The following is a 19,216-nucleotide window of genomic DNA, read 5'->3' on the forward strand; positions in this document are numbered from 1 at the left end:
CCGTTATCCTTCCTATAGCTCGATGGGCCGGTGCCCAACCACGGCAAGGTCATAGCCGTCAAGCGCGATGAGGCTATGGCTGCTATTGGTGAGCAGCACCATGTCGTGCACGCCAAGTTCCGCAAGGATTTGCGCGCCCACGCCATAATCGCGCAGTTCGTCCATGCCGCTGACCGGCTGGCCCGCATGGTGGCGCAGGATACGCGTCAGGAAATCGGTCGGCGAATTGCTGGTCAGCACGACGATCAGGCCAGCGCCTTCCTTCGCGATGATCTCCATCGACTTGCCCAATATCTCGCAGCGCGGACCGCTGGCGCCGTAGACATCGTCCAGCAGCGAGAGTTGATGGACGCGCACCAGCGTCGGCTCATCAGGCGAGACATGACCTTTTTGCAGCACCAGCTGCTCGCTCTGCGTTGCCTTGTTGTAGAAGCTGATCGCCTTCCAGTCGCCGCCCCACTTGCTGTTGAAGACGGTTTCGGCCCGCCGCTCGACCATATGGTCATGACGGCGGCGATAGGCGATGAGATCGCGGATCGTGCCGATCTTCATCTTGTGCTTCTGGGCGAAGGGGATGAGATCATCGAGGCGCGCCATGGTGCCGTCGTCCTTCATCACTTCGCAGATCACGCCCGACGGATTGAGTCCGGCGAGACGCGCCACGTCGACGGCCGCCTCGGTATGGCCGGTGCGCACCAGCACGCCGCCATCCTTGGCGACGAGAGGGAAGACATGGCCGGGCGTCACGATGTCGTCACGCCCCTTTGACCCGTCGATCGCGACGGAGATGGTGCGCGCGCGGTCGGCGGCGCTGATCCCGGTGGTGACGCCTTCCCGCGCTTCGATCGACACCGTGAAGGCGGTTTCATGCCGCGTGCCGTTGTTGCGGCTCATGAGGTCGATGCCGAGATGATCGACCCGATCCTTGGTCAAGGCCAGGCAGATGAGGCCACGGCCATGGGTCGCCATGAAGTTGATCGCGTCCGGCGTCGCCATTTGCGCCGGGATCACCAGGTCGCCTTCATTTTCCCGGTCCTCATCATCGACCAGGATGAACATGCGGCCATTGCGGGCTTCGTTGATGATCTCTTCCGGCGAGGCGAGGGCGGTGCCGCCTTCGCGCCGGGCCAGATAGGTTTCCAGCTTGCCAAGCGTTTCGGCAGTGGGATTCCAGTCGGTTTCGCCCAGTCTGCGGAGAGAATTGGCATGAAGGCCCGCAGCGCGTGCCAGCCCCGAACGGGACATGCCCCCTTCATTCACCAGGGTGCGGACGGTATCGATAAGAGCTGAAGACATGAGCGACTCCTTGACCAACAGGGTCTTGGAGTGCGGTTATCACATCATGATGTGATTTTATCAAGCTGCAATCACATTGCTTGGCGCAGGCTTTGCATCCGATCAAGGTAGCGGGCGAGCACGTCGATCTCCAGATTGAACGATCGCCCTTCGGCCAGAGCGTCCAACGTCGTCGCAGCGGCGGTGTGCGGAATGATGTTGAGGCCGAAGTGGACGGAACCGTCCGGCTGATCTTCGACGCTGTTGACGGTCAGCGAAATGCCATCGAGGGTGATCGATCCCTTGGCCGCGAGAGCGGAAGCGAGTGCGGGAGGCGCGGCGATCACCAGCCGGGTCGAATCCCCCTCAGGGGCGGCCGATACCAATGTACCGACGCCATCGACATGGCCGGTCACGATATGGCCGCCAAGCTCGTCACCCACCTTGAGCGCGCGTTCCAGATTGAGCCTGGCGCCCTGCCGCCAGAGACCGGGCGCGGTGCGATCCACGGTTTCGGCGGACAGATCGACGGCGAACCAATCGGCGCCCTTCTCCACCACTGTAAGGCAAGCGCCGGAGCAGGCGATCGAGGCGCCGATCGCAACGCTGTCCATGTCATAAGCGGTGCCGATGACGAGGCGAAGGTCTCCCCGCTGTTCGGCGGAGCGGATGGTGCCGATGTCGGTGATGATGCCGGTGAACATGGGTGCGTGATCCTGCTGGTTCGGTGACGCTCCTAAGCGCCGCGCCGCCTTTCGTAAACCTCCAGCCGGTCATCGCCCAGTTGCCGTGCGTCGGTCAGGGTCCAGCGATGATGCGCCTGGGCGAGGTCCGACAGGCCGATGTCGCCGATGCCAGCAAGGCCCCCGCCGATGATAATCGGTGCGCGGTAAAGGAGCAGACGGTCGACCAAATCGGCTCGCAGAAACGCCGCTGCGGTTGAAGCGCCACCCTCCACCATCAGATGATCGACATGATTGAGCGCGGCGATCTCTTCGGGCTGCGCGACGGCTTCCCAACCTTCGGGCGCATCGCGCGTCAGCAGCAGGCGGCGGGGAGAGCGATCCTCCAGCCCCGGCAGGCGCACATCGAGGCGCGGGGCGTCGGCGCGCAGTGTGCCGCCGCCGACAAGGATGGCGTCATGGCGCGCCCGCTCCAGATGCGCATGCGCGCGCGCGGCCTCTCCTGTGATCCAGCGGCTGGCCCCGTCCCTGAGCGCGATGCAGCCGTCGAGCGACAGGCCAAGCTTCAGGGTGACGGCGGGGCGGCCCAGCGTTTGGCGCAGGACGAAACCACGCATGGCCGCAGCAGCCTCCTTCGCCATCACGCCCATTTCAACCTGGATGCCGCGCGAGCGCAGATGCCCTGCGCCTTGCCCATCGGTACGCGGGTCGGGGTCGCGAAGCGCGATCACCACGCGGGCGACGCCCGCTCGTGCCATCAGGTCGGCACAGCGCGGCCCACGGGCGGACAGGTGAAAACAGGGTTCCAGCGTCACATAAGCGGTCGCGCCGCGCGCCTGATCCTGCGCCTCTTCCAGCGCCTGCGCTTCGGCATGGGGGCGACCGCCCTTCTGGGTCCAGCCACGGCCGACGACGGCTCCATCGCGAACGATCAGGCAGCCGACATTGGGATTGGGCGTGGACAGGCCCCGGCCACGTTCCGACAGGGCAATGGCCGCTGCCATGAAACGGCAGTCGTCGGCGGGGTCGGCCATCGGGAAACTCAATTCTGGCTGGTCTTGGGCGCGGCCTTTTCCGCCGCTTCCGCCTTGGCCAGCCGCGAATCGAGCTGCGCGTTGATCTGCTTCAACGCTTCCTTGCGCCTGGCGCTGTTGCGGGCTTCCTCGGTGCGCCAGTCGATGCCGAATGCGTCGGCCCATCCTTGCATCTGCTTCTGCCGTTTTTGCAGCGCCGCTTCGCTTTTCGCGAGGTCGATCTTCTGCTGCAGGATGATGGCGGCGTCCGACCGGCTCGCGTCCCAGCTCTGCACATAGATGATCTTGTTGCGGGTCGGCATGGTGTTGGTGTTGGCGTCGACCATGAACACCCAGATGATGACCCAGGTGATCGCCATCGACAGCCCGAGCAGCGGCCATTTATGCGGCCGATTCTCGCGGAAATAGGTCCACAGGTCGCCAAGCGCGCTTTTGGGAGAGACCGGACGGGGGAAGATCGCCATCGCCGCTATATAGGATAGGGCAGCGCCAGATGCAAAGCCGCGCCTTGCATCCGGCGGCGCCATGCTCACCTGTCGGTCACCTTGAAATGGACGGTGAGAACCTTTGTTCCTGGCACCGGCACGCCATCGCGAGTCGCGGGGCGAAAGCGCCATTTGCGCATCGCATGCCGCTGGGTGGCGATCCAGAAGGCCTCATCGGTCGCAGACAGCCGCTCGATGCCCGTCACCCTGCCGTCCGCGCCTATGCTGACGCGGACGGTGACCGATCCTTCCACGCTTTGCCGGATCATCGAGCCGGGATAATCGGGCTGGAAAGCCGCCATGGCGCGCGGGTCGATGCCGACTTCTGTGACAACGGGTTCGCGCGCCGGCTCGATGGGCGGATCGATGACACTGCCGCTCGCGCCGGTGCCAGCGGTTGTTCCGCCTGTGGGCACTACCGGCCCCTCCCCGCTATTGGGTAGCTTCACCAGATCATCGGGATTGGAGGGGATCGGGTCTATGGTCGGTTGGGCCGGAAGCTTGGTCTCGGCGGGCTGCGGCTGGGCTTCGGGCGGCGGCGGCGGATCGAGGGGGATCTGATTGCCGATCAGGATCTGCGGCACATAAGGCGCGATCACCTCCTTGGGCATCAGGATGAAAGCGCCGACCACCAGCGCATGCACCGCGATGGTCGCCCCGATTGCGGCGGGTGATCCCCCGCCACCGCTGTAGCCACGCTGGTGGCCATTTGCCGCATGCATTGCCGATACTGCCATTGCATCCTCCATCCTCAACTTGCGCGGCTTGAGCCGCCGCTGAAACATAATGTTACATCATATCTAGTGATATGTTGCAACATTATGTTCGTGTCAGGAGGGAACTTGTGCGCTGGCATGCGGCGCCTTACCATAGGATCCATGAAGACGTTACCCGAAGACCCGACCCTGGACGAAGTGCGGGCGTATCTCGCGCCAATCGTGCCGCGCCACGCCGCCTTCGACGGATGGCGGGCGGAAGCCGTCACCATGGCCGCTTCGGAAGGACGCGTGGATGCCGAGATCGCGCAGCTCGCCTTTCCCGGCGGAGCGATGGACATGATCGACGCCTGGTTCGCGAGCATCGACGCAGGCATGCTGGAGGCGCTCCCGCCGGAAAAGCTGGTCACCATGTCGATCCGCCAGCGCATCGTCGCGTTGATAACGGCGCGGCTGACACTGCTCGCCCGCGACAGGGAAGCGTTGCGCCGCGCGCTCGCCATCATGGCGCTGCCGCAGAACAGCGTTCGGGCGGCGCGGCTGGGCTGGCGGGCGGCCGATGTCATGTGGCGCGCCGCTGGCGATCACGCCACCGACCTCAATCATTATAGCAAGCGCCTGACGCTGGCGGGCGTCTATGCCGCGACGCTGCTGGTGTTCGTCGATGACGAGAGCGACAATTGGGCGGACAGCCGCGCCTTCCTCGATCGCCGCATCGAAGGCGTAATGCGCTTCGAACGAGCGAAGGCCAAGTGGAAGGGCATCGGCGGCGGGGAGAGGCTGAGCCTTGCCCGCTTCATCGGCAGGCTCCGTTATCCCGCCATCTGACCCCAACGAGGAGGCCGCGATTCCGGCTGGCCTTTTCCTATCTATATTGATAGTCACTCGCAGGTGACTTCAGCGAGCTCTTCTCCCTTGCGCCTGACCGAACTGCCGTTGCGCCAGCCAGCCTATGTGGACCTGATCGACTGGGACGCGCTGACCGCTTCGGACGGCCAGCGCTTGCGTGAATTCGGCCTGTGCGAAGGCGCGAGCGTCGAAGCGCTTCACCATGGCGGCCTGCTTGGCCGAGGTCCGATCGCCTGCAAGGTCGGGCGCATGACCATTGCCATGCGGCGCAATCACGCCGCTGCGATCACAGTCCGCACGGGCCCGGCGGACGCCGCATGAGCAGCCTGCCGCTGGTTGCGCTGGTCGGCAACCCCAATGCCGGCAAGAGCGCCCTGTTCAACGCCTTGACCGGCGCGCGGCAGAAACTCGGCAATTATCCGGGCGTGACCGTAGAGCGCAAGGCAGGCAGGCTGTCGCTGTCCGATGGCCGCCCGCTCGAACTGGTCGACCTGCCCGGCACTTACAGCCTCAACCCCACCAGCCCCGATGAGCAGGTGACCCGTGACGTCGTGCTTGGCAAACAGCATGGCGAACGCCTGCCGGATGCGCTGGTTGTGGTCGTGGATGCCTCCAATCTCGACAATCACCTGCGCTTCGCCCTTGAACTGATCGCGCTTGGCCTGCCGACCGTGGTAGCGCTCAATATGGTCGACCTCGCCACCCGCGATGGGCTGGAGTTGGATGCGAATATCCTCTCGCGCGAACTGGGCGTGCCGGTGATCTCGACCGTCGCGGTGCGCAAGCGTGGCCTCGACCATCTGCGGACTGAACTGGACGCGCTGTTCGATGGCAGCGTCAAGGCGCGGCCCTCCGCCGCGCCGCTTGGCTTCGACGCGTTGCGGAGCGAGGCCCGCAGGATCGCCCGCGCGGCGGTGGTGCGCGAAACACCTTCCCGCCGGTTGACGGCTGCGGTCGATCGGGTCGCTCTGCATCCCGTCGCCGGGCTGCTGCTGCTGCTGGCGCTGCTCTTCATCATGTTCCAGGCGGTCTATGCCTGGTCGGAAGCGCCCATCGCCATGATCGAAGGGCTGGCGGAAGCGGCCAGCTCGGCAGCAAGCGACGCGCTGCCGGACGGACTGCTACGGTCCTTCCTGGTGGATGGCGTCATCAATGGCGTGGGATCGGTCGTCGTCTTCCTGCCGCAGATCCTGATCCTCTTCTTCTTCATCCTGATGCTGGAAGCGACCGGCTATATGGTTCGCGCCGCATTCCTGATGGATGGCCTGATGGCGCGCGTCGGCCTGTCGGGGCGCGCCTTCATTCCACTGCTTTCGTCCTTCGCCTGCGCCGTGCCCGGGATCATGGCGACGCGCACCATTTCCGATCCCAAGGATCGTCTGACGACCATATTGATTGCGCCGCTCATGACCTGCTCGGCCCGGCTGCCGGTCTATGCGGTCATCATCGGCGCTTTCATTCCCGCGCGGAATGTGGGTCTGGGCATCGGCCTTCAGGGCCTCGTCCTCTTCTGCCTGTATATTGCCGGAATTATCGGTGCGATGCTGGTGGCGCTGGTGCTGCGCCTTACGGTAACAAAGGGCGCAAGCGGCGGATTCCTGATGGAAATGCCGAAATATCAATGGCCGCGCCCCCAGGACATCGTGCTGGGACTGTGGCAGCGCGCGATCATCTTCCTCAAGCGCGCGGGCACGATCATCTTCGCGTCCACGGTGATCCTCTGGTTGCTGCTGAGCTTTCCCAAGGCGCCCGAAGACAGTGCCGTCAGCCAGGTAAATTATTCGGTCGCCGGGCGGATCGCCAACGGGCTCAACGTCGTGCTGGAGCCGATCGGCTTCAACCGCGACATTTCCCTGGCGCTGATCCCGGCGATGGCGGCGCGCGAAGTGGCGGTATCGGCGCTCGCCACCGTCTATTCGCTCGATGCCGACGAGGATGAGGCAAAGCTGGAGCGCAGCCTTGGCGACAGGCTGAAGGACAATTGGCCGCTGCCCACTGCGCTTGCGTTTCTCGCCTGGTTCGTCTTCGCGCCGCAGTGCATTTCGACCATCGCCGTTACGAAGCGCGAAACCAATGGCTGGAGATGGCCACTCTTCATGATCGGCTATCTTTTCGCGCTTGCCTATGCCGCTGCGGGCCTGACCTACTGGACCGCGACGGCAGCGGGGCTATAAGAACCTCCAAAGTATCGGAGGAAATATGGCGGGTTCGGTCAACAAGGTCATTCTGGTCGGCAATCTGGGCGCCGACCCGGAGGTGAAGAGCTTCCAGAATGGCGGCAAGGTGTGCAACCTTCGCATTGCCACGTCCGAAAGCTGGAAGGACCGCATGTCGGGCGAGCGCAAGGAGCGCACCGAATGGCACAGCGTCTCGATCTTTTCCGAAGGACTGGCGGGCGTCGCCGAGCGGTTCCTGCGCAAGGGTTCGAAGGTCTATGTCGAGGGTCAGCTGCGCACGCGAAAGTGGCAGGACCAGTCGGGTAATGACCGCTACACCACCGAAGTCGTGCTTCAGGGGCCAGGCGCGGTGCTGACCATGCTGGACGGCGCGCCGGGCGGTGGCCAAGGTGGCGGGCGCTCGCAAGGCGGCGGCAGTGACTGGGGCGCCAGCTCTGGCGGCTTCGGCGGCGATTATGATGATTTCGGCGGTGGCAGCAGCGGCGGCGGCTTTGGCGGCGGCAGCGGCGGCCGCTCATCGGGCGGCGGGCGCGGCGGCGCTGGCGGGCCGAATTTCGACAATGATCTGGATGATGAAGTGCCGTTCTGAGGGTTTTGTTTTGGCACGAGGTAGAGGGCGGCTCCATTGGGGAGCCGCCTTTTTTATGCGTGTTGGGGAACGTCAGAACATGCGGCTCCCATAGCCCTTCAAACTGGGCATGTGACTCGTTTGAAGGGCTATGGGTGGGCGCGAGCGGAGCGAGCTTCTGTGCTGGCCATTGCTAAGCGTGGCTGATGTTGCGCTGGCCCACCCCCGGCCCCTCCCGCTTGCGGGAGGGGAGATGAGGAGCGGGGCCAGCTTTTTCAGCCCATGCCCTTAGGCAGCTGCGGCGATCGTCGTCGCGCCCAGTTCGGCTAGGGCGAATTCACGGATATGTTCGCCAAGGTCCTCGCGTTCCAGCGCGAGTGCCAGGTTGGCTTCGATATAGCCCGCCTTTGACCCGCAGTCGAAGCGACGGCCGTCGAAGGTCACGCCGTGGAAGGGCTGTTGCCCGATCATCGAAGCCATGGCGTCGGTCAGCTGGATCTCGCCGCCCGCGCCCTTTTCCTGTGTGGCGAGGATCTTCATGACCTCTGGCTGCAGGATATAGCGGCCCGGCAGGATGAGGTTGGACGGCGCGGTGCCGGGCGCGGGCTTTTCAACGAGGCCCCTGACTTCGGTGAGCGGGCCATTGCGCTCGCCCGGATCGATCACGCCATAGCTTGGGGTGTCGGCCATCGGCACTTCGAGCGCGCAGACGAGGTTGCCGCCCACCTGATCATAGGCTTCGACCATCTGCTTGAGGCAGCCACGGCCGGGAGCGCCCTTCATGAATTCGTCGGGCAACAGGATGGCGAAGGGTTCATCGCCGACGATGTCGCGCGCGCACCAGATGGCGTGGCCGAGGCCGAGCGGTTCCTGCTGGCGCAGGAAGACCGCGTTGCCCGGTGCCAGGCGCGTGCCGTCAAGGGCGGACAGGTCCTTGCCGCGCTCCCGCTGGGTCGCTTCGGCTTCGAAGGCCATGTCGAAATAATCCTCGATCGCGCCCTTGCCGCGCCCGGTGATGAAGATCATCTGCTCGATCCCCGCCTCGCGCGCTTCGTCGACGGCATATTGGATCAGCGGGCGGTCGACGACCGGCAGCAATTCCTTGGGCACCGACTTGGTGGCAGGCAGGAAGCGCGTGCCGAGGCCTGCAACAGGAAACACGGCTTTGCGTATCGGCTTGTAGGGCATGGTACTCCATTCTCGCTAGACGCGCGGACAGGCTTCGCCCTCCACGCGTCAAAGGTCAAGCATAGCGGGAGGATTACCTCGCCCGGTCAGACGGCCAGCAGGCGCTGCGCCACCGTTTCGAGCGAAGATATCTCCGCATCGAGGTGATCAAGCGAGACATGCGTGTGATTGTTCCGCGCGTCGCGGCAGGTAAAGCCGCCGGGCGCTGGCTGCTGAAAGCCGCCAATGATGAGCGACCGGAAGCGATCGATCCTTTGCATGTGCCGCTCGATATCCGAAATTTCCGTCAAGGCGCTGGCGTTGCGCTTGTCACGCATCGCCACCATCGTGCGGAGTTCCGTCATCAGTTTCGCCATTCCAGGGCGCGTCCGGGTGCCGACGGTTCGCACGTCACCCATGGCTTCCCGCATCATGGCGATTTTCGCCTCCAGACTCTGCTCCAGCATCGTCCAGGCACAGACCAGACGACCAACGGCACAGAGCAGCGCTGCGTCCTCCGGCGCATATTCAGACACCGCCCTCACTTTTATCTCAGCTATATGATTCACGACCCGCCCCCGGCTTGTTTTCTTCCTTTGCCCGCATGAATCCTGCACAAAAACAGGCGGTAAAGGCTAGAGGCGGAGGTGCACATCGCCCGCAAGGAGGGCACAGGCCAGCGGAAGACGTGCAGAATCAGCGATGAACCGATCAAACGCGATCAGCCGGGTTCAAAAATCGATCGCGATCCCCTTGCGCTCCCAGTCGCCATAGCGGACCGGGCTCAGTTCCTCGTCATGGCGCGAGGGTCGATCCAGGGGATCGGGCTGAGGCACCGGTGGACTCTTCGACAGGTGCTCAGGCGGCTTCACATGCGCGGGGCGCTTGCCGTTATAGGTTCCCATGTCCAAAAGCCTTTCGATTGTGGCGCCGTGTCGGCAACCCCATATTCATGCATGGCCTGCTATCTGGGCCGCAAAGGAGTGGAAGACAAGTGAGCGGTTTCAAGACGGTGATGCTGTTGTCGGTGCTGACGGCGCTGTTCATGGCTCTTGGCTATACGCTGGGCGGCAGCGGCGGGGCGATGATCGCGCTGCTGGTGGCGGCGGGCATGAACCTGTTCACCTTCTGGAATGCCGACAAGATCGTCCTGTCGATGCACAATGCGCGGGAGGTGGATGCTGAGAGCGCTCCGGAATTTTACGGGCTGGTGCGCGATCTGGCGCAGCGGGCGAAGCTGCCCATGCCGCGCGTCTACCTGATCGACGAACCGCACCCGAACGCCTTTGCCACCGGCCGCAATCCCGAACATGCCGCCGTGGCAGCGACGACGGGCCTGCTGTCGATGCTGAGCCGCGATGAGGTTGCGGGCGTGATGGCGCATGAGCTTGCCCATGTGAAGAATCGCGACACGCTGATCATGACCATGGTCGCGACGATCGCGGGCGCGGTGTCGATGCTCGCCAATTTCGGCCTGTTCTTCCGGGGCGGGAATGAGGAGAATGGGCATGGCAACATGCTGGCGACACTGATGGCGGTGATCGTCGCGCCCTTTGCCGCTATGATCGTGCAGATGGCGATCAGCCGCACGCGTGAATATGGCGCTGACGCCGCCGGAGCGGAAATCAGCGGCAACCCGCGCGCGTTGGCGTCGGCGCTTGCAAAGATTTCCGGCAAGGCGGAGATGATCCCCAACCATGTGGCTGAACGCAATCCGGCCGCAGCCCAGCTCTATATCGTTCCCGTACATGTCAGCGAGCTGTTCTCCACCCACCCCGCCACGGAAAAGCGCATCGCCGCGCTGGAGGAGATGGCGGGAGGCATGGTTATTCCCGCTCCTTCAGCCCCGCGCGCGTCGGCATTGAGCCCCGTGGCGACGCCCGAGCGTCGACGGTCGAGCGCGCTTGATCCACTGGGGCGGAGTTGAGGTCTTAATTTTGCCGTCATGCCAGCGAATGCTGGCATCTCATGCAGCTGCGCACAAAGGCCTGAGATCCCAGCTTCCGCTGGGATGATGAATGTGGCGGGGGCGAATATTGAAGGGCCATGACTTTCCCATGGCAATTAGCGTAAGGCGCTCGCCATGGCTCGCCCTTCCCGCCCCGCAGATATTCCCGGCCTTCCTGCACGCCGCGCCGCTTTGCGGCTGCTCGACGCCGTCCTGCGCCGGGGCGACCCGCTGGAGTTGGCGTTGCATGGCGCGGCGCAGGGGCTCCCCGCAGCCGATCGCGCGCTTGTCCATGCCATCGCCGCAGAAACGCTGCGCCATCTGCCCGACCTAGACGCGCTGATCGACGGCGCGACTCGTCAGCCGCTGCCGGATGACGCGAAAGCGCGCATGGTGCTACGGATCGCACTTATCCAGGTGCTCGCGCTTGGCACGGCGCCGCATGCCGCCATCGCGACTGCCCTGCCGCTGGTGGATGGCGGGCCGCGCAAGCTGGTGCATGGCGTATTCGGCACAGTGACTCGCGCCGCGTCCGCTCTGCCGGACCCGCCTACCCTGCCTGAAGAGGTCGCCGCGCGGTGGGAAGCGCAGTGGGGAGGCGACATGCCCGCCGCTGCGGCAAGCGCCTATGGCGTGCGTCCGCCCGTGGACGTCAGCCTGCGCCACCCGGCAGAGACGGCGGACTGGGCCGAAAAGCTGGGCGGCGAAAGCTTCGCTCTTGGTCATGTCCGCCTGCCCGATCATGCATCGGTGACGGAGTTGCCCGGCTTTGCAGAAGGCGCATGGTGGGTTCAGGATCTCGCGGCGTCCTGCCCCGCCCGCCTGCTCGGAACAGGCGAAGGCCGCATCGTGCTGGACCTTTGCGCCGCGCCCGGTGGCAAGACGATGCAGCTGGCCGCCGCGGGGTGGCAAGTGACGGCGCTGGATCAATCGAAGAAGCGCCTGGAACGGCTGAGCGAGAATCTGGCACGCACGGCGCTGGCCGCTACGATCGTGCAAGCCGACCTGCGCCAATGGGAACCTAAACGCCAAGTCGACGCCATCCTGCTCGACGCCCCCTGCACCGCCACCGGCATCTATCGCCGCCATCCCGACGTGCTGCACCGCATCGGTCCGCGCCAGATCGCCGAGTTGGCAGAGCTGCAGGCCGAACTGCTGAGCCGCGCTGCCCAATGGCTGAAGCCTGGCGGGACCCTGATCTACGCCACCTGCTCGCTCGAAAAGGCGGAGGGCGAGGAGCAGCTGGAGGCATTTCTGCGTCAAAACCCCGGCTTCAGCCTTCAGCCAGCACAACAAGGCGAATTGCCGCAGGGCATTTGTCCCGATCCGGAGGGTTGGCTGCGCACTTTGCCCGACACATTGGCCGACAAGGGTGGCACGGATGGCTTTTTCGTTGCCCGCCTTGCTCGCGCGGCACAATGAACTAAGATCAGGGAACGTCAGAAAGGCCACGCTTGCGCCCGACCGAGCCCCTCCCCCTGCACCATAGTTGGCCGCTCTACGATCTGCGCCAGCATCTTGCGTCAGTGTCCCTGGATGATCGCACCGCACGCGACGATCAGGCGCTGGCAGAGCGCGGGATCGGGCTGTGGCATTGCGATCTCAGCGACAACAGCCTGTCGTGGACCAGCGGCGTCTATGACCTGTTCGGCATAGAAAGGGGCGTCGCCGTTCCGCGCCCGCTTGCCACTTCGCTTTACCAGCCGGATTCGCGCGAGGCGATGGAGCAGCTGCGCGCCTACGCCATCCGTCATCGGCGCGGCTTCACCCTGGACGTGGATATTCGCCCGTTGGATGGCAGCGAATGCACGGTGCGCCTTATCGCCGCGCCAATCCTGGAAGGCACGCGCGTCATCGGCCTGCACGGCGTCAAACAGTTTCTCCCGCGCGGCTCGGCGGGTTCCTGCGGCCTTGACCCCACCATTTTCATCCTGCCCTGAAATCCTTGGCCATACCCGCCGCAAAAGCCTGTGGATAAGGTCGAACTGCAGCGTTGCCCTTGATCCGTGGCGCGGCTAGAGCCGACTGTTGATGACCAGCCCGATCCTTATCTCGCCCTCCATCCTGTCCGCCGACTTCGCCCGCCTGGGCGAGGAGGTCCGCGCGATCGACGAAGCGGGTTGCGACTGGATTCATATCGATGTGATGGACGGCCATTTCGTGCCCAACATCACCATCGGCCCGGCCGTGGTGAAGGCGCTGCGCCCCCACAGCAAGAAGCCGTTCGACGTGCATCTGATGATCTCTCCGGTGGATCAGTATCTGGATGCCTTCGCGCAGGCAGGTGCCGACATCCTGACCGTCCATCCGGAAGCTGGGCCGCATATCCACCGCTCCATCCAGCACATCAAGTCATTGGGCGTACAGGCTGGCGTGGTGCTCAATCCCGGCACCCCGGCCAAGATGCTCGACTATCTGATCGATGATGTCGATCTGATCCTGGTGATGAGCGTCAATCCCGGCTTCGGCGGGCAGAGCTTCATCGAGAATCAGCTGCGCAAGATCGAGGCGATCCGCAAGATGATCGACAAGAGCGGGCGCGACATCCGCCTGCAGGTCGACGGCGGCATCGACTTCACCACGGCGCCGCGCGCGATTGAGGCGGGCGCGGATGTGCTGGTCGCGGGCACCGCCACATTCCGTGGCGGGCCTTCCGCCTATGCCGACAATATCCGGAAGCTCAAGGGCGGGTGAGCGACAGGCGGCGCATCCCCAGCCCTTCGCTTGCGGATACGGCGGAATCAGAACCAGCCGAAAACGGGATCGAACAGGGCAAGCGGCTCATCCGCGTGGCGGATGACAAAGGCCTGTCGCTGGCCCAGCGGATCGCCAACCGCTTTTACCTAATGAGCTGGAAGACGCCGATCCACGGTCGGCGGCTGAAGGGAAAATATCCGCTCAAGCTGCTCGCTGTGCCCGATGATGAAATTCCGGGCGATGCGAAGGCGGGGCAGGCCATCCGCGCCGGTTATTTCCTGTTCCGTGGACTGAAGCAGCCGCTCAACACGCTGGATTTCGACCGGCTGAGCGTCGTGCCAGCATTTGCCGATTATCTGCACAGCTTCGCCTGGCTGCGCGACCTGTCGTCGGCCGCCACGCGCGAACAGGGTGCGCCCGTCGCGGAAGGCGTGCTGCGCAAATGGCTGGAGGCGCATGCCGAAACGCCGAGCGAACCGACCTGGCGCGCGGACAATGCGGGCTGGCGGCTGCTCTTCTGGTCGGCCCATGCGCCGCTCATCCTGTCATCCAGCGACCTGGTCTATCGATCGCTGGTGCTGAACTGTATCGCGCGGACGGCGCGGCATCTGGATCGCGGCGCGGACAAGGCACCGCTCGGTCTGCCTCGCCTGGTCGCCTGGGGCGGCATCGTCGCCGCCTCCATGCTGCTGCCCGGTGGCGCGGCACGGAAGATTTTCGGGGAAGCAGGCCTCAAGCGCGCGATCGACAATGCGGTGCATGGCGATGGCGGTATCGTGTCGCGATCGCCGCTGGATCAGCAGGGCGCCATCATGCTGCTTTCCATGGTGCGCGCCGTCTATGACGTGCGCCGGGAACAGGTGCCGCCTTTCTTGACCGAAGCGCTGGGGCGGATGGTGCCCGCCCTGCTTGGCCTCGCCCATGGCGATGGCGGGCTGGGCAGCTGGCAGGGTGCGGGTGCTATCGATCCCTCCACGGTCGAAGCGGTGATCCGCGCGAGTCGGGTGCGCGCGCGACCGCTGCGGCAGGCGAATGATTGGGGGTATCAGCGGCTGGTCGCGGGCCCTACCATCGTTCAGATCGACGCCGCGCCGCCGCCCGTGGCGCGTTTGGCAGCGGCGGGATGCGCCTCCACCACCGCGATCGAGATCAGCGATGGGCCGCAGCGGCTGATCGTCAATTGCGGCGGCGCGGCGCTGGAGGGCGCGTGGATGCCCGATGGGCTGGCGCAAGGGCTTAGAACTACAGCTGCGCACAGCACGCTGGTGCTGAACGATACCAATTCCACCGCTCTGATGCCGGATGGCACATTGGGCCGCGGCGTTACTGAGGTCGAACTTCACCGGCAGGAGCAGGAAAGCGGCAGTCGCATAGAGATCAGCCATGATGGCTATGTCCGCCGCATGGGCTATGTCCATCGCCGCCTGCTGCTCGTCAGCATCGATGGCCGGGAAATCCGGGGCGAGGATTTGCTGACCCCCGCCGCCCGCCGCCGCAGGCCAGTGAAGCTGCCCGCGCAGTTGCGCTTCCATCTTGCGCCGCTGGTCGAGCCCACCGCGACCGCCGACGGCATGGGTGCGCTGTTGCGGATCGAAATGGGGCCGATCTGGCAGTTCCGCGCCAATGCGGGGAAGCTCGCGATCGAGGAAAGCCTGTGGGTCGATGGAGAGGGCCGCCCGCACGAAACCCGCCAGTTGGTCATCACTGCCGAAGCGCTGCCGGGCGGATCGACCATCGGCTGGCTCTTCAAGCGGATGAGCTAAGGCTCTTAACATCCAATCCTTTCCTTGCCGCATTGGCCCGGCAGGACTAGAGGGCTGCGGCAAGCCTGAGCGGCACCCGAACAGCAGGAAGCATCATGTCAGACGTCACCATCAAACGCGCCCTCCTTTCCGTGTCGGACAAGTCCGGCCTGGTCGAATTGGGCCAGGCGCTGGGCAAACATGGCGTCGAGCTGGTGTCCACCGGCGGCACGGCCAAGGCTCTGCGCGATGCCGGGTTGGACGTGAAGGATATTTCGGACCTCACCGGCTTTCCCGAAATGATGGATGGGCGCGTCAAGACGCTGCACCCGAAGGTTCATGGCGGCCTGCTCGCCGTGCGCAACAATCCCGACCATGTCGCCTCGATGCAGGAGCATGAGATTGGCGCGATCGACCTCGTCGTCGTCAACCTCTATCCGTTCGCCGCCACGGTCGCCAAGGGGGCAGAGCGCGAAGAGATTATCGAGAATATCGATATCGGCGGCCCCTCCATGGTTCGCTCCGCCGCGAAGAATCATGAAAGCGTCGCCATCGTCACCGATCCGGCCGACTATGCCCGCCTGATCGCGGAGATGGCGGAAAAGGGCGGCGCGACCAGCTATGATTTCCGCCGTATGCTGGCGGCCAAGGCCTATGCCGCCACTGCTGCCTATGACTCGATGATCGCGAGCTGGTTCGCCTTTGCCGATCAGGGCGTCGATTTCCCCGAGACCTTGGCGGTGTCGAGCAAGCTCGGATCGAGCCTGCGCTATGGCGAGAATCCGCACCAGTCCGCGGCGCTCTATCTGCCGGTCGGCCCGTCAGCCAACGGCATTGCTCAGGCGAGGCAGATCCAGGGCAAGGAGCTGAGCTACAATAATTATAATGACGCCGACGCGGCGCTGGAGCTGGTCAGCGAGTTCCGTGATGGCCCGCCGACGGTAGTGATCGTGAAGCACGCCAATCCCTGTGGCGTGGCGACCGGCAACACTTTGATCGAAGCCTATGAAGCGGCGCTTGCCTGCGACAGCGTATCGGCCTTTGGCGGCATCATCGCCGTCAACCGTCCGCTCGACGGGCCCACGGCCGAGGCGATCAGCGGCATCTTCACCGAAGTGGTCGCGGCACCCGATGCCGATGACGATGCGAAGGCGATCTTTGCGAAGAAGAAGAACCTTCGCCTGCTGCTGACCGGCGAGTTGCCCGACCCCGTCCGCACTGGCCTGATGATGAAGAGCATCGCTGGCGGGCTGCTCGTGCAGAGCCGCGACAATGGCCGTATCACGCGCGACCAGCTGAAGGTCGTTACCAAGCGCGCGCCCACTGATCAGGAATTGAATGACTGCCTGTTCGCCTGGACCGTCGCAAAGCATGTGAAATCCAACGCCATCGTCTATGCCAAGGGCAACAGCACCGCAGGCATCGGTGCGGGGCAGATGAATCGCCTGGAGTCCGCTCGCATCGCGGCGTGGAAGGCCAAGGATGCCGCTGAAAAGGCAGGGTGGAGCGAAGCCCGCACCATCGGCTCGGCAGTCGCGTCCGACGCCTTCTTCCCCTTCGCCGACGGCCTCCTCGCCGCAGTCGAGGCTGGCGCTACAGCCGTGATCCAGCCGGGCGGATCCATCCGGGACGAGGAAGTCATCGCGGCGGCGGATGAGGCGGGGCTGGCCATGCTATTCACCGGCATGCGGCACTTCCGCCACTGATCCTGTCATGCGGATGCGAGAGGGGGCACATTCCTTTCGCATCCGCAAAAATAGCTGATTTCTGCCACTTTCAGCCAAGTGGCCTCTTCCCAATGCCTTGCGCACATCCTATTTTCGAGCCGACCCCACGCCCATGCAGGCTGCGGGCAACCATTGTTCGCAGGAGACATAGGATGACCATGAAGACGCTGGCGGCGTTGGCTGCCACGATGACCCTCGCCTTACCTGTTTCGGCACTCGCCTCAAGCACGCTGGTCGTGGATGCCCGCGCTGGCACAGAGATGCGCAGCATCATGGTTTCCGTGGCCGACCTGAATCTGGCGAGCGCGCACGGCGCCCGCCTGGCAAATTCCCGTATCGATCGCGCAGCCAAGCAGGCCTGCGGCTGGCTCAGCGGCTCGATCCAGCAGCCTACGCGTGAATTCCGCGACTGCTACAGCAGCGCCTTGGAAAGCGCGCGGGGCAGTCTGGACGGTTTGGCACAGGGACAGCATCAGGGCTGATCCGTCACGAATAGCGACAGGGCCGTACATGCGGCCCTGTCATGCTTACCCACCCGTTAACCATTCCTTAGATGATTTCCGCCACTCCCGATGATAGAAGTTAGCCTATCGGGGGGCATTGCATGCCGGAAATCGACCAGAATGTGGATGTCGCCATCATCGGCGCGGGTCCGGCAGGCCTAACTGCGGCCTATCTGCTGACGAAGAAGGGCTACACAGTCACCGTCATCGAGAAGGACCCCCGCTATGTCGGCGGGATCAGCCGCACTGTCGAACTGAACGGTTTCCGCTTCGATATTGGCGGCCACCGCTTCTTTTCGAAGTCGAGAGAGGTTGTCGATCTCTGGAACGAGATCCTGCCCAATGATTTCATCCAGCGCCCCCGGATGAGCCGCATCTATTATGAGGGCAAATTCTACAGCTATCCGCTGCGCGCTTTCGAAGCGTTGTGGAACCTTGGCCTGTGGCGATCGACGCTATGCATGGCGAGTTTCGCGAAGGCCAGGCTGCTGCCGAACCGCAACGTCCGCTCCTTCCAGGATTGGACGGTGAATGCCTTCGGGCACAAGCTCTTCTCGATTTTCTTCAAGACCTATACCGAAAAGGTCTGGGGCATGCCCTGCAACGAAATGTCGGCCGATTGGGCGGCGCAGCGGATCAAGGGCTTGTCGCTCTGGGGCGCGGTAAAAGACGGGCTGAAGCGGTCGCTGGGGCTCAACAAACGGCCCAATGACGGCATGGCGGCCAAGACCTTGCTTGAAAGCTTTCGCTATCCGCGCCTTGGGCCCGGCATGATGTGGGAAGCGGCACGGGATTTCGTGATCGCTCGCGGAAACCGGGTGTTGATGGCGCATGGTCTGAAGCAACTGTCACATGACCAGGGCTCCGGCCAATGGCAGATGGTTGCCCAGGGCCCGGGCGGCGATGTGCTGCTGAAGGCCCGTCATGTGATCAGTTCCGCGCCGATGCGTGAGCTTGCAGGCCGCATCCACCCCCTGCCCGCAACGCTCGGCAATGCGATGGAGCTGAAATATCGCGACTTCCTGACCGTCGCCCTGATGATCAAGTCGGAAGACCTGTTTCCCGACAATTGGATCTACATTCATGATTCAAAGGTCCAGGTCGGCCGCATCCAGAATTTCCGCAGCTGGTCTCCGGAGATGGTGCCCGATCCGTCGCTCGCTTGCGTCGGCCTGGAATATTTCTGCTTCGAGGGCGACGGCCTCTGGTCATCGAGCGACGACGCCTTGATCGAACTGGCCAGGCGCGAAATGGCGATCCTGGGGCTCTGCGACCCCGCCGACGTGGTGGGCGGAGCGGTCGTTCGCCAAGAGAAGGCCTATCCGGTCTATGACGACGACTATGCCGCCAATGTGCTGAAGATGCGCACGGAACTGGAGCAGCTCTACCCGACGCTGCATCTGGTCGGCCGCAACGGCATGCATCGTTATAATAATCAGGATCATGCGATGATGACCGCCATGCTGACCGTGCGGAACATCGAAGCGGGTGAACGCCAGTTCGACACCTGGGCAGTCAATGAGGATGCCGAATATCATGAGGCTGGCGCGGAAGGCGAAGAGACGGTCGGGCAGAAGGCAGCGCTGACCAGCCTGCGGCGGGTGCCCGGTCGCTTGAGGGCCGCTTGAACCGGCAGTCATGGCAT

General features: G+C 64.1%; 20 protein-coding genes. 12 read left to right on the top strand and 8 right to left on the bottom strand.

Annotation, left to right across the window (positions count from 1 at the left end; genetic code table 11):
* Positions 1–12 precede the first annotated feature (12 nt).
* The 5 genes from ribB to SPHS8_RS12920 form a co-directional block, all read right to left on the bottom strand.
* Complete coding sequence (gene ribB, locus SPHS8_RS12900; protein WP_201515845.1) at positions 13–1,296, bottom strand: 3,4-dihydroxy-2-butanone-4-phosphate synthase; 1,284 nt, start codon at positions 1,294–1,296, stop codon at positions 13–15.
* Positions 1,297–1,367: 71 nt separating this feature from the next.
* On the bottom strand, positions 1,368–1,979 hold the full coding sequence (locus SPHS8_RS12905) for a riboflavin synthase (protein ID WP_201515846.1): 612 nt from the start codon (positions 1,977–1,979) through the stop codon (positions 1,368–1,370).
* 32 nt (positions 1,980–2,011) lie between these two features.
* Positions 2,012–2,992 carry a bifunctional diaminohydroxyphosphoribosylaminopyrimidine deaminase/5-amino-6-(5-phosphoribosylamino)uracil reductase RibD gene (ribD, locus tag SPHS8_RS12910; protein ID WP_328805331.1) on the bottom strand — a complete coding sequence of 327 codons (981 nt, stop codon included), beginning with the start codon at positions 2,990–2,992 and terminating at the stop codon, positions 2,012–2,014.
* Positions 2,993–3,000: 8 nt separating this feature from the next.
* Positions 3,001–3,456, bottom strand: coding sequence for a hypothetical protein (locus SPHS8_RS12915; protein ID WP_201515938.1), 456 nt, complete (start codon positions 3,454–3,456; stop codon positions 3,001–3,003).
* A gap of 65 nt (positions 3,457–3,521) precedes the next feature.
* Positions 3,522–4,214: an energy transducer TonB gene (locus tag SPHS8_RS12920; protein ID WP_201515847.1), complete on the bottom strand. Its 693-nt coding sequence runs from the start codon at positions 4,212–4,214 to the stop codon at positions 3,522–3,524.
* A 141-nt stretch (positions 4,215–4,355) separates the two neighbouring features.
* Between SPHS8_RS12920 and SPHS8_RS12925 the strand changes: the two genes are divergently transcribed.
* From SPHS8_RS12925 to ssb, 4 genes are all read left to right on the top strand, one after another.
* Complete coding sequence (locus tag SPHS8_RS12925; RefSeq protein ID WP_201515848.1) at positions 4,356–5,021, top strand: COQ9 family protein; 666 nt, start codon at positions 4,356–4,358, stop codon at positions 5,019–5,021.
* Between the two features lie 87 nt (positions 5,022–5,108).
* Positions 5,109–5,363, top strand: coding sequence for a FeoA family protein (locus SPHS8_RS12930; RefSeq protein ID WP_201515939.1), 255 nt, complete (start codon positions 5,109–5,111; stop codon positions 5,361–5,363).
* The gene (gene feoB / locus SPHS8_RS12935) at positions 5,360–7,216 is read left to right on the top strand and encodes a ferrous iron transporter B (protein WP_097092551.1); all 1,857 of its coding nucleotides are present in this window, start codon (positions 5,360–5,362) and stop codon (positions 7,214–7,216) included. The genes SPHS8_RS12930 and feoB overlap by 4 nt, the downstream gene beginning before the upstream one ends.
* A 25-nt stretch (positions 7,217–7,241) precedes the next feature.
* Positions 7,242–7,808, top strand: coding sequence for a single-stranded DNA-binding protein (gene ssb, locus SPHS8_RS12940; RefSeq protein WP_201515849.1), 567 nt, complete (start codon positions 7,242–7,244; stop codon positions 7,806–7,808).
* A gap of 267 nt (positions 7,809–8,075) precedes the next feature.
* On the opposite strand, the gene SPHS8_RS12945 is transcribed toward ssb, so the two are convergent.
* The 3 genes from SPHS8_RS12945 to SPHS8_RS12955 form a co-directional block, all read right to left on the bottom strand.
* Complete coding sequence (locus tag SPHS8_RS12945; RefSeq protein WP_201515850.1) at positions 8,076–8,975, bottom strand: UTP--glucose-1-phosphate uridylyltransferase; 900 nt, start codon at positions 8,973–8,975, stop codon at positions 8,076–8,078.
* 86 nt (positions 8,976–9,061) lie between these two features.
* Positions 9,062–9,490: a hypothetical protein gene (locus SPHS8_RS12950; protein WP_097093833.1), complete on the bottom strand. Its 429-nt coding sequence runs from the start codon at positions 9,488–9,490 to the stop codon at positions 9,062–9,064.
* Between the two features lie 195 nt (positions 9,491–9,685).
* Complete coding sequence (locus SPHS8_RS12955; RefSeq protein WP_097093834.1) at positions 9,686–9,859, bottom strand: DUF1674 domain-containing protein; 174 nt, start codon at positions 9,857–9,859, stop codon at positions 9,686–9,688.
* A gap of 47 nt (positions 9,860–9,906) precedes the next feature.
* Between SPHS8_RS12955 and htpX the strand changes: the two genes are divergently transcribed.
* The 8 genes from htpX to SPHS8_RS12995 all read left to right on the top strand — a co-directional run bounded on the left by htpX (position 9,907) and on the right by SPHS8_RS12995 (position 19,199).
* A complete protein-coding gene (gene htpX, locus SPHS8_RS12960; protein ID WP_443020031.1) occupies positions 9,907–10,881 on the top strand; it encodes a zinc metalloprotease HtpX in 975 nt (324 codons plus the stop codon).
* Between the two features lie 156 nt (positions 10,882–11,037).
* Complete coding sequence (locus tag SPHS8_RS12965) at positions 11,038–12,324, top strand: RsmB/NOP family class I SAM-dependent RNA methyltransferase (protein ID WP_201515852.1); 1,287 nt, start codon at positions 11,038–11,040, stop codon at positions 12,322–12,324.
* 32 nt (positions 12,325–12,356) lie between these two features.
* Complete coding sequence (locus SPHS8_RS12970; protein ID WP_201515853.1) at positions 12,357–12,842, top strand: diguanylate cyclase; 486 nt, start codon at positions 12,357–12,359, stop codon at positions 12,840–12,842.
* A 91-nt stretch (positions 12,843–12,933) separates the two neighbouring features.
* On the top strand, positions 12,934–13,596 hold the full coding sequence (rpe, locus tag SPHS8_RS12975) for a ribulose-phosphate 3-epimerase (RefSeq protein WP_097092555.1): 663 nt from the start codon (positions 12,934–12,936) through the stop codon (positions 13,594–13,596).
* Positions 13,593–15,362 carry a heparinase II/III family protein gene (locus SPHS8_RS12980; RefSeq protein WP_201515854.1) on the top strand — a complete coding sequence of 590 codons (1,770 nt, stop codon included), beginning with the start codon at positions 13,593–13,595 and terminating at the stop codon, positions 15,360–15,362. The genes rpe and SPHS8_RS12980 overlap by 4 nt, the downstream gene beginning before the upstream one ends.
* A gap of 95 nt (positions 15,363–15,457) precedes the next feature.
* On the top strand, positions 15,458–17,047 hold the full coding sequence (purH, locus tag SPHS8_RS12985) for a bifunctional phosphoribosylaminoimidazolecarboxamide formyltransferase/IMP cyclohydrolase (protein WP_201515855.1): 1,590 nt from the start codon (positions 15,458–15,460) through the stop codon (positions 17,045–17,047).
* Positions 17,048–17,220: 173 nt separating this feature from the next.
* Positions 17,221–17,550 (top strand): UrcA family protein, encoded by a 330-nt coding sequence (locus SPHS8_RS12990; RefSeq protein WP_201515856.1) that lies wholly within the window; start codon positions 17,221–17,223, stop codon positions 17,548–17,550.
* A 122-nt stretch (positions 17,551–17,672) separates the two neighbouring features.
* Positions 17,673–19,199, top strand: a complete 1,527-nt coding sequence (locus SPHS8_RS12995; protein WP_201515857.1) for an NAD(P)/FAD-dependent oxidoreductase — start codon at positions 17,673–17,675, stop codon at positions 19,197–19,199.
* The last annotated feature ends 17 nt before the right edge of the window (positions 19,200–19,216 follow it).

It is taken from the genome of Sphingobium sp. S6, assembly GCF_905120495.1.
Classification (GTDB): domain Bacteria; phylum Pseudomonadota; class Alphaproteobacteria; order Sphingomonadales; family Sphingomonadaceae; genus Sphingobium; species Sphingobium agri.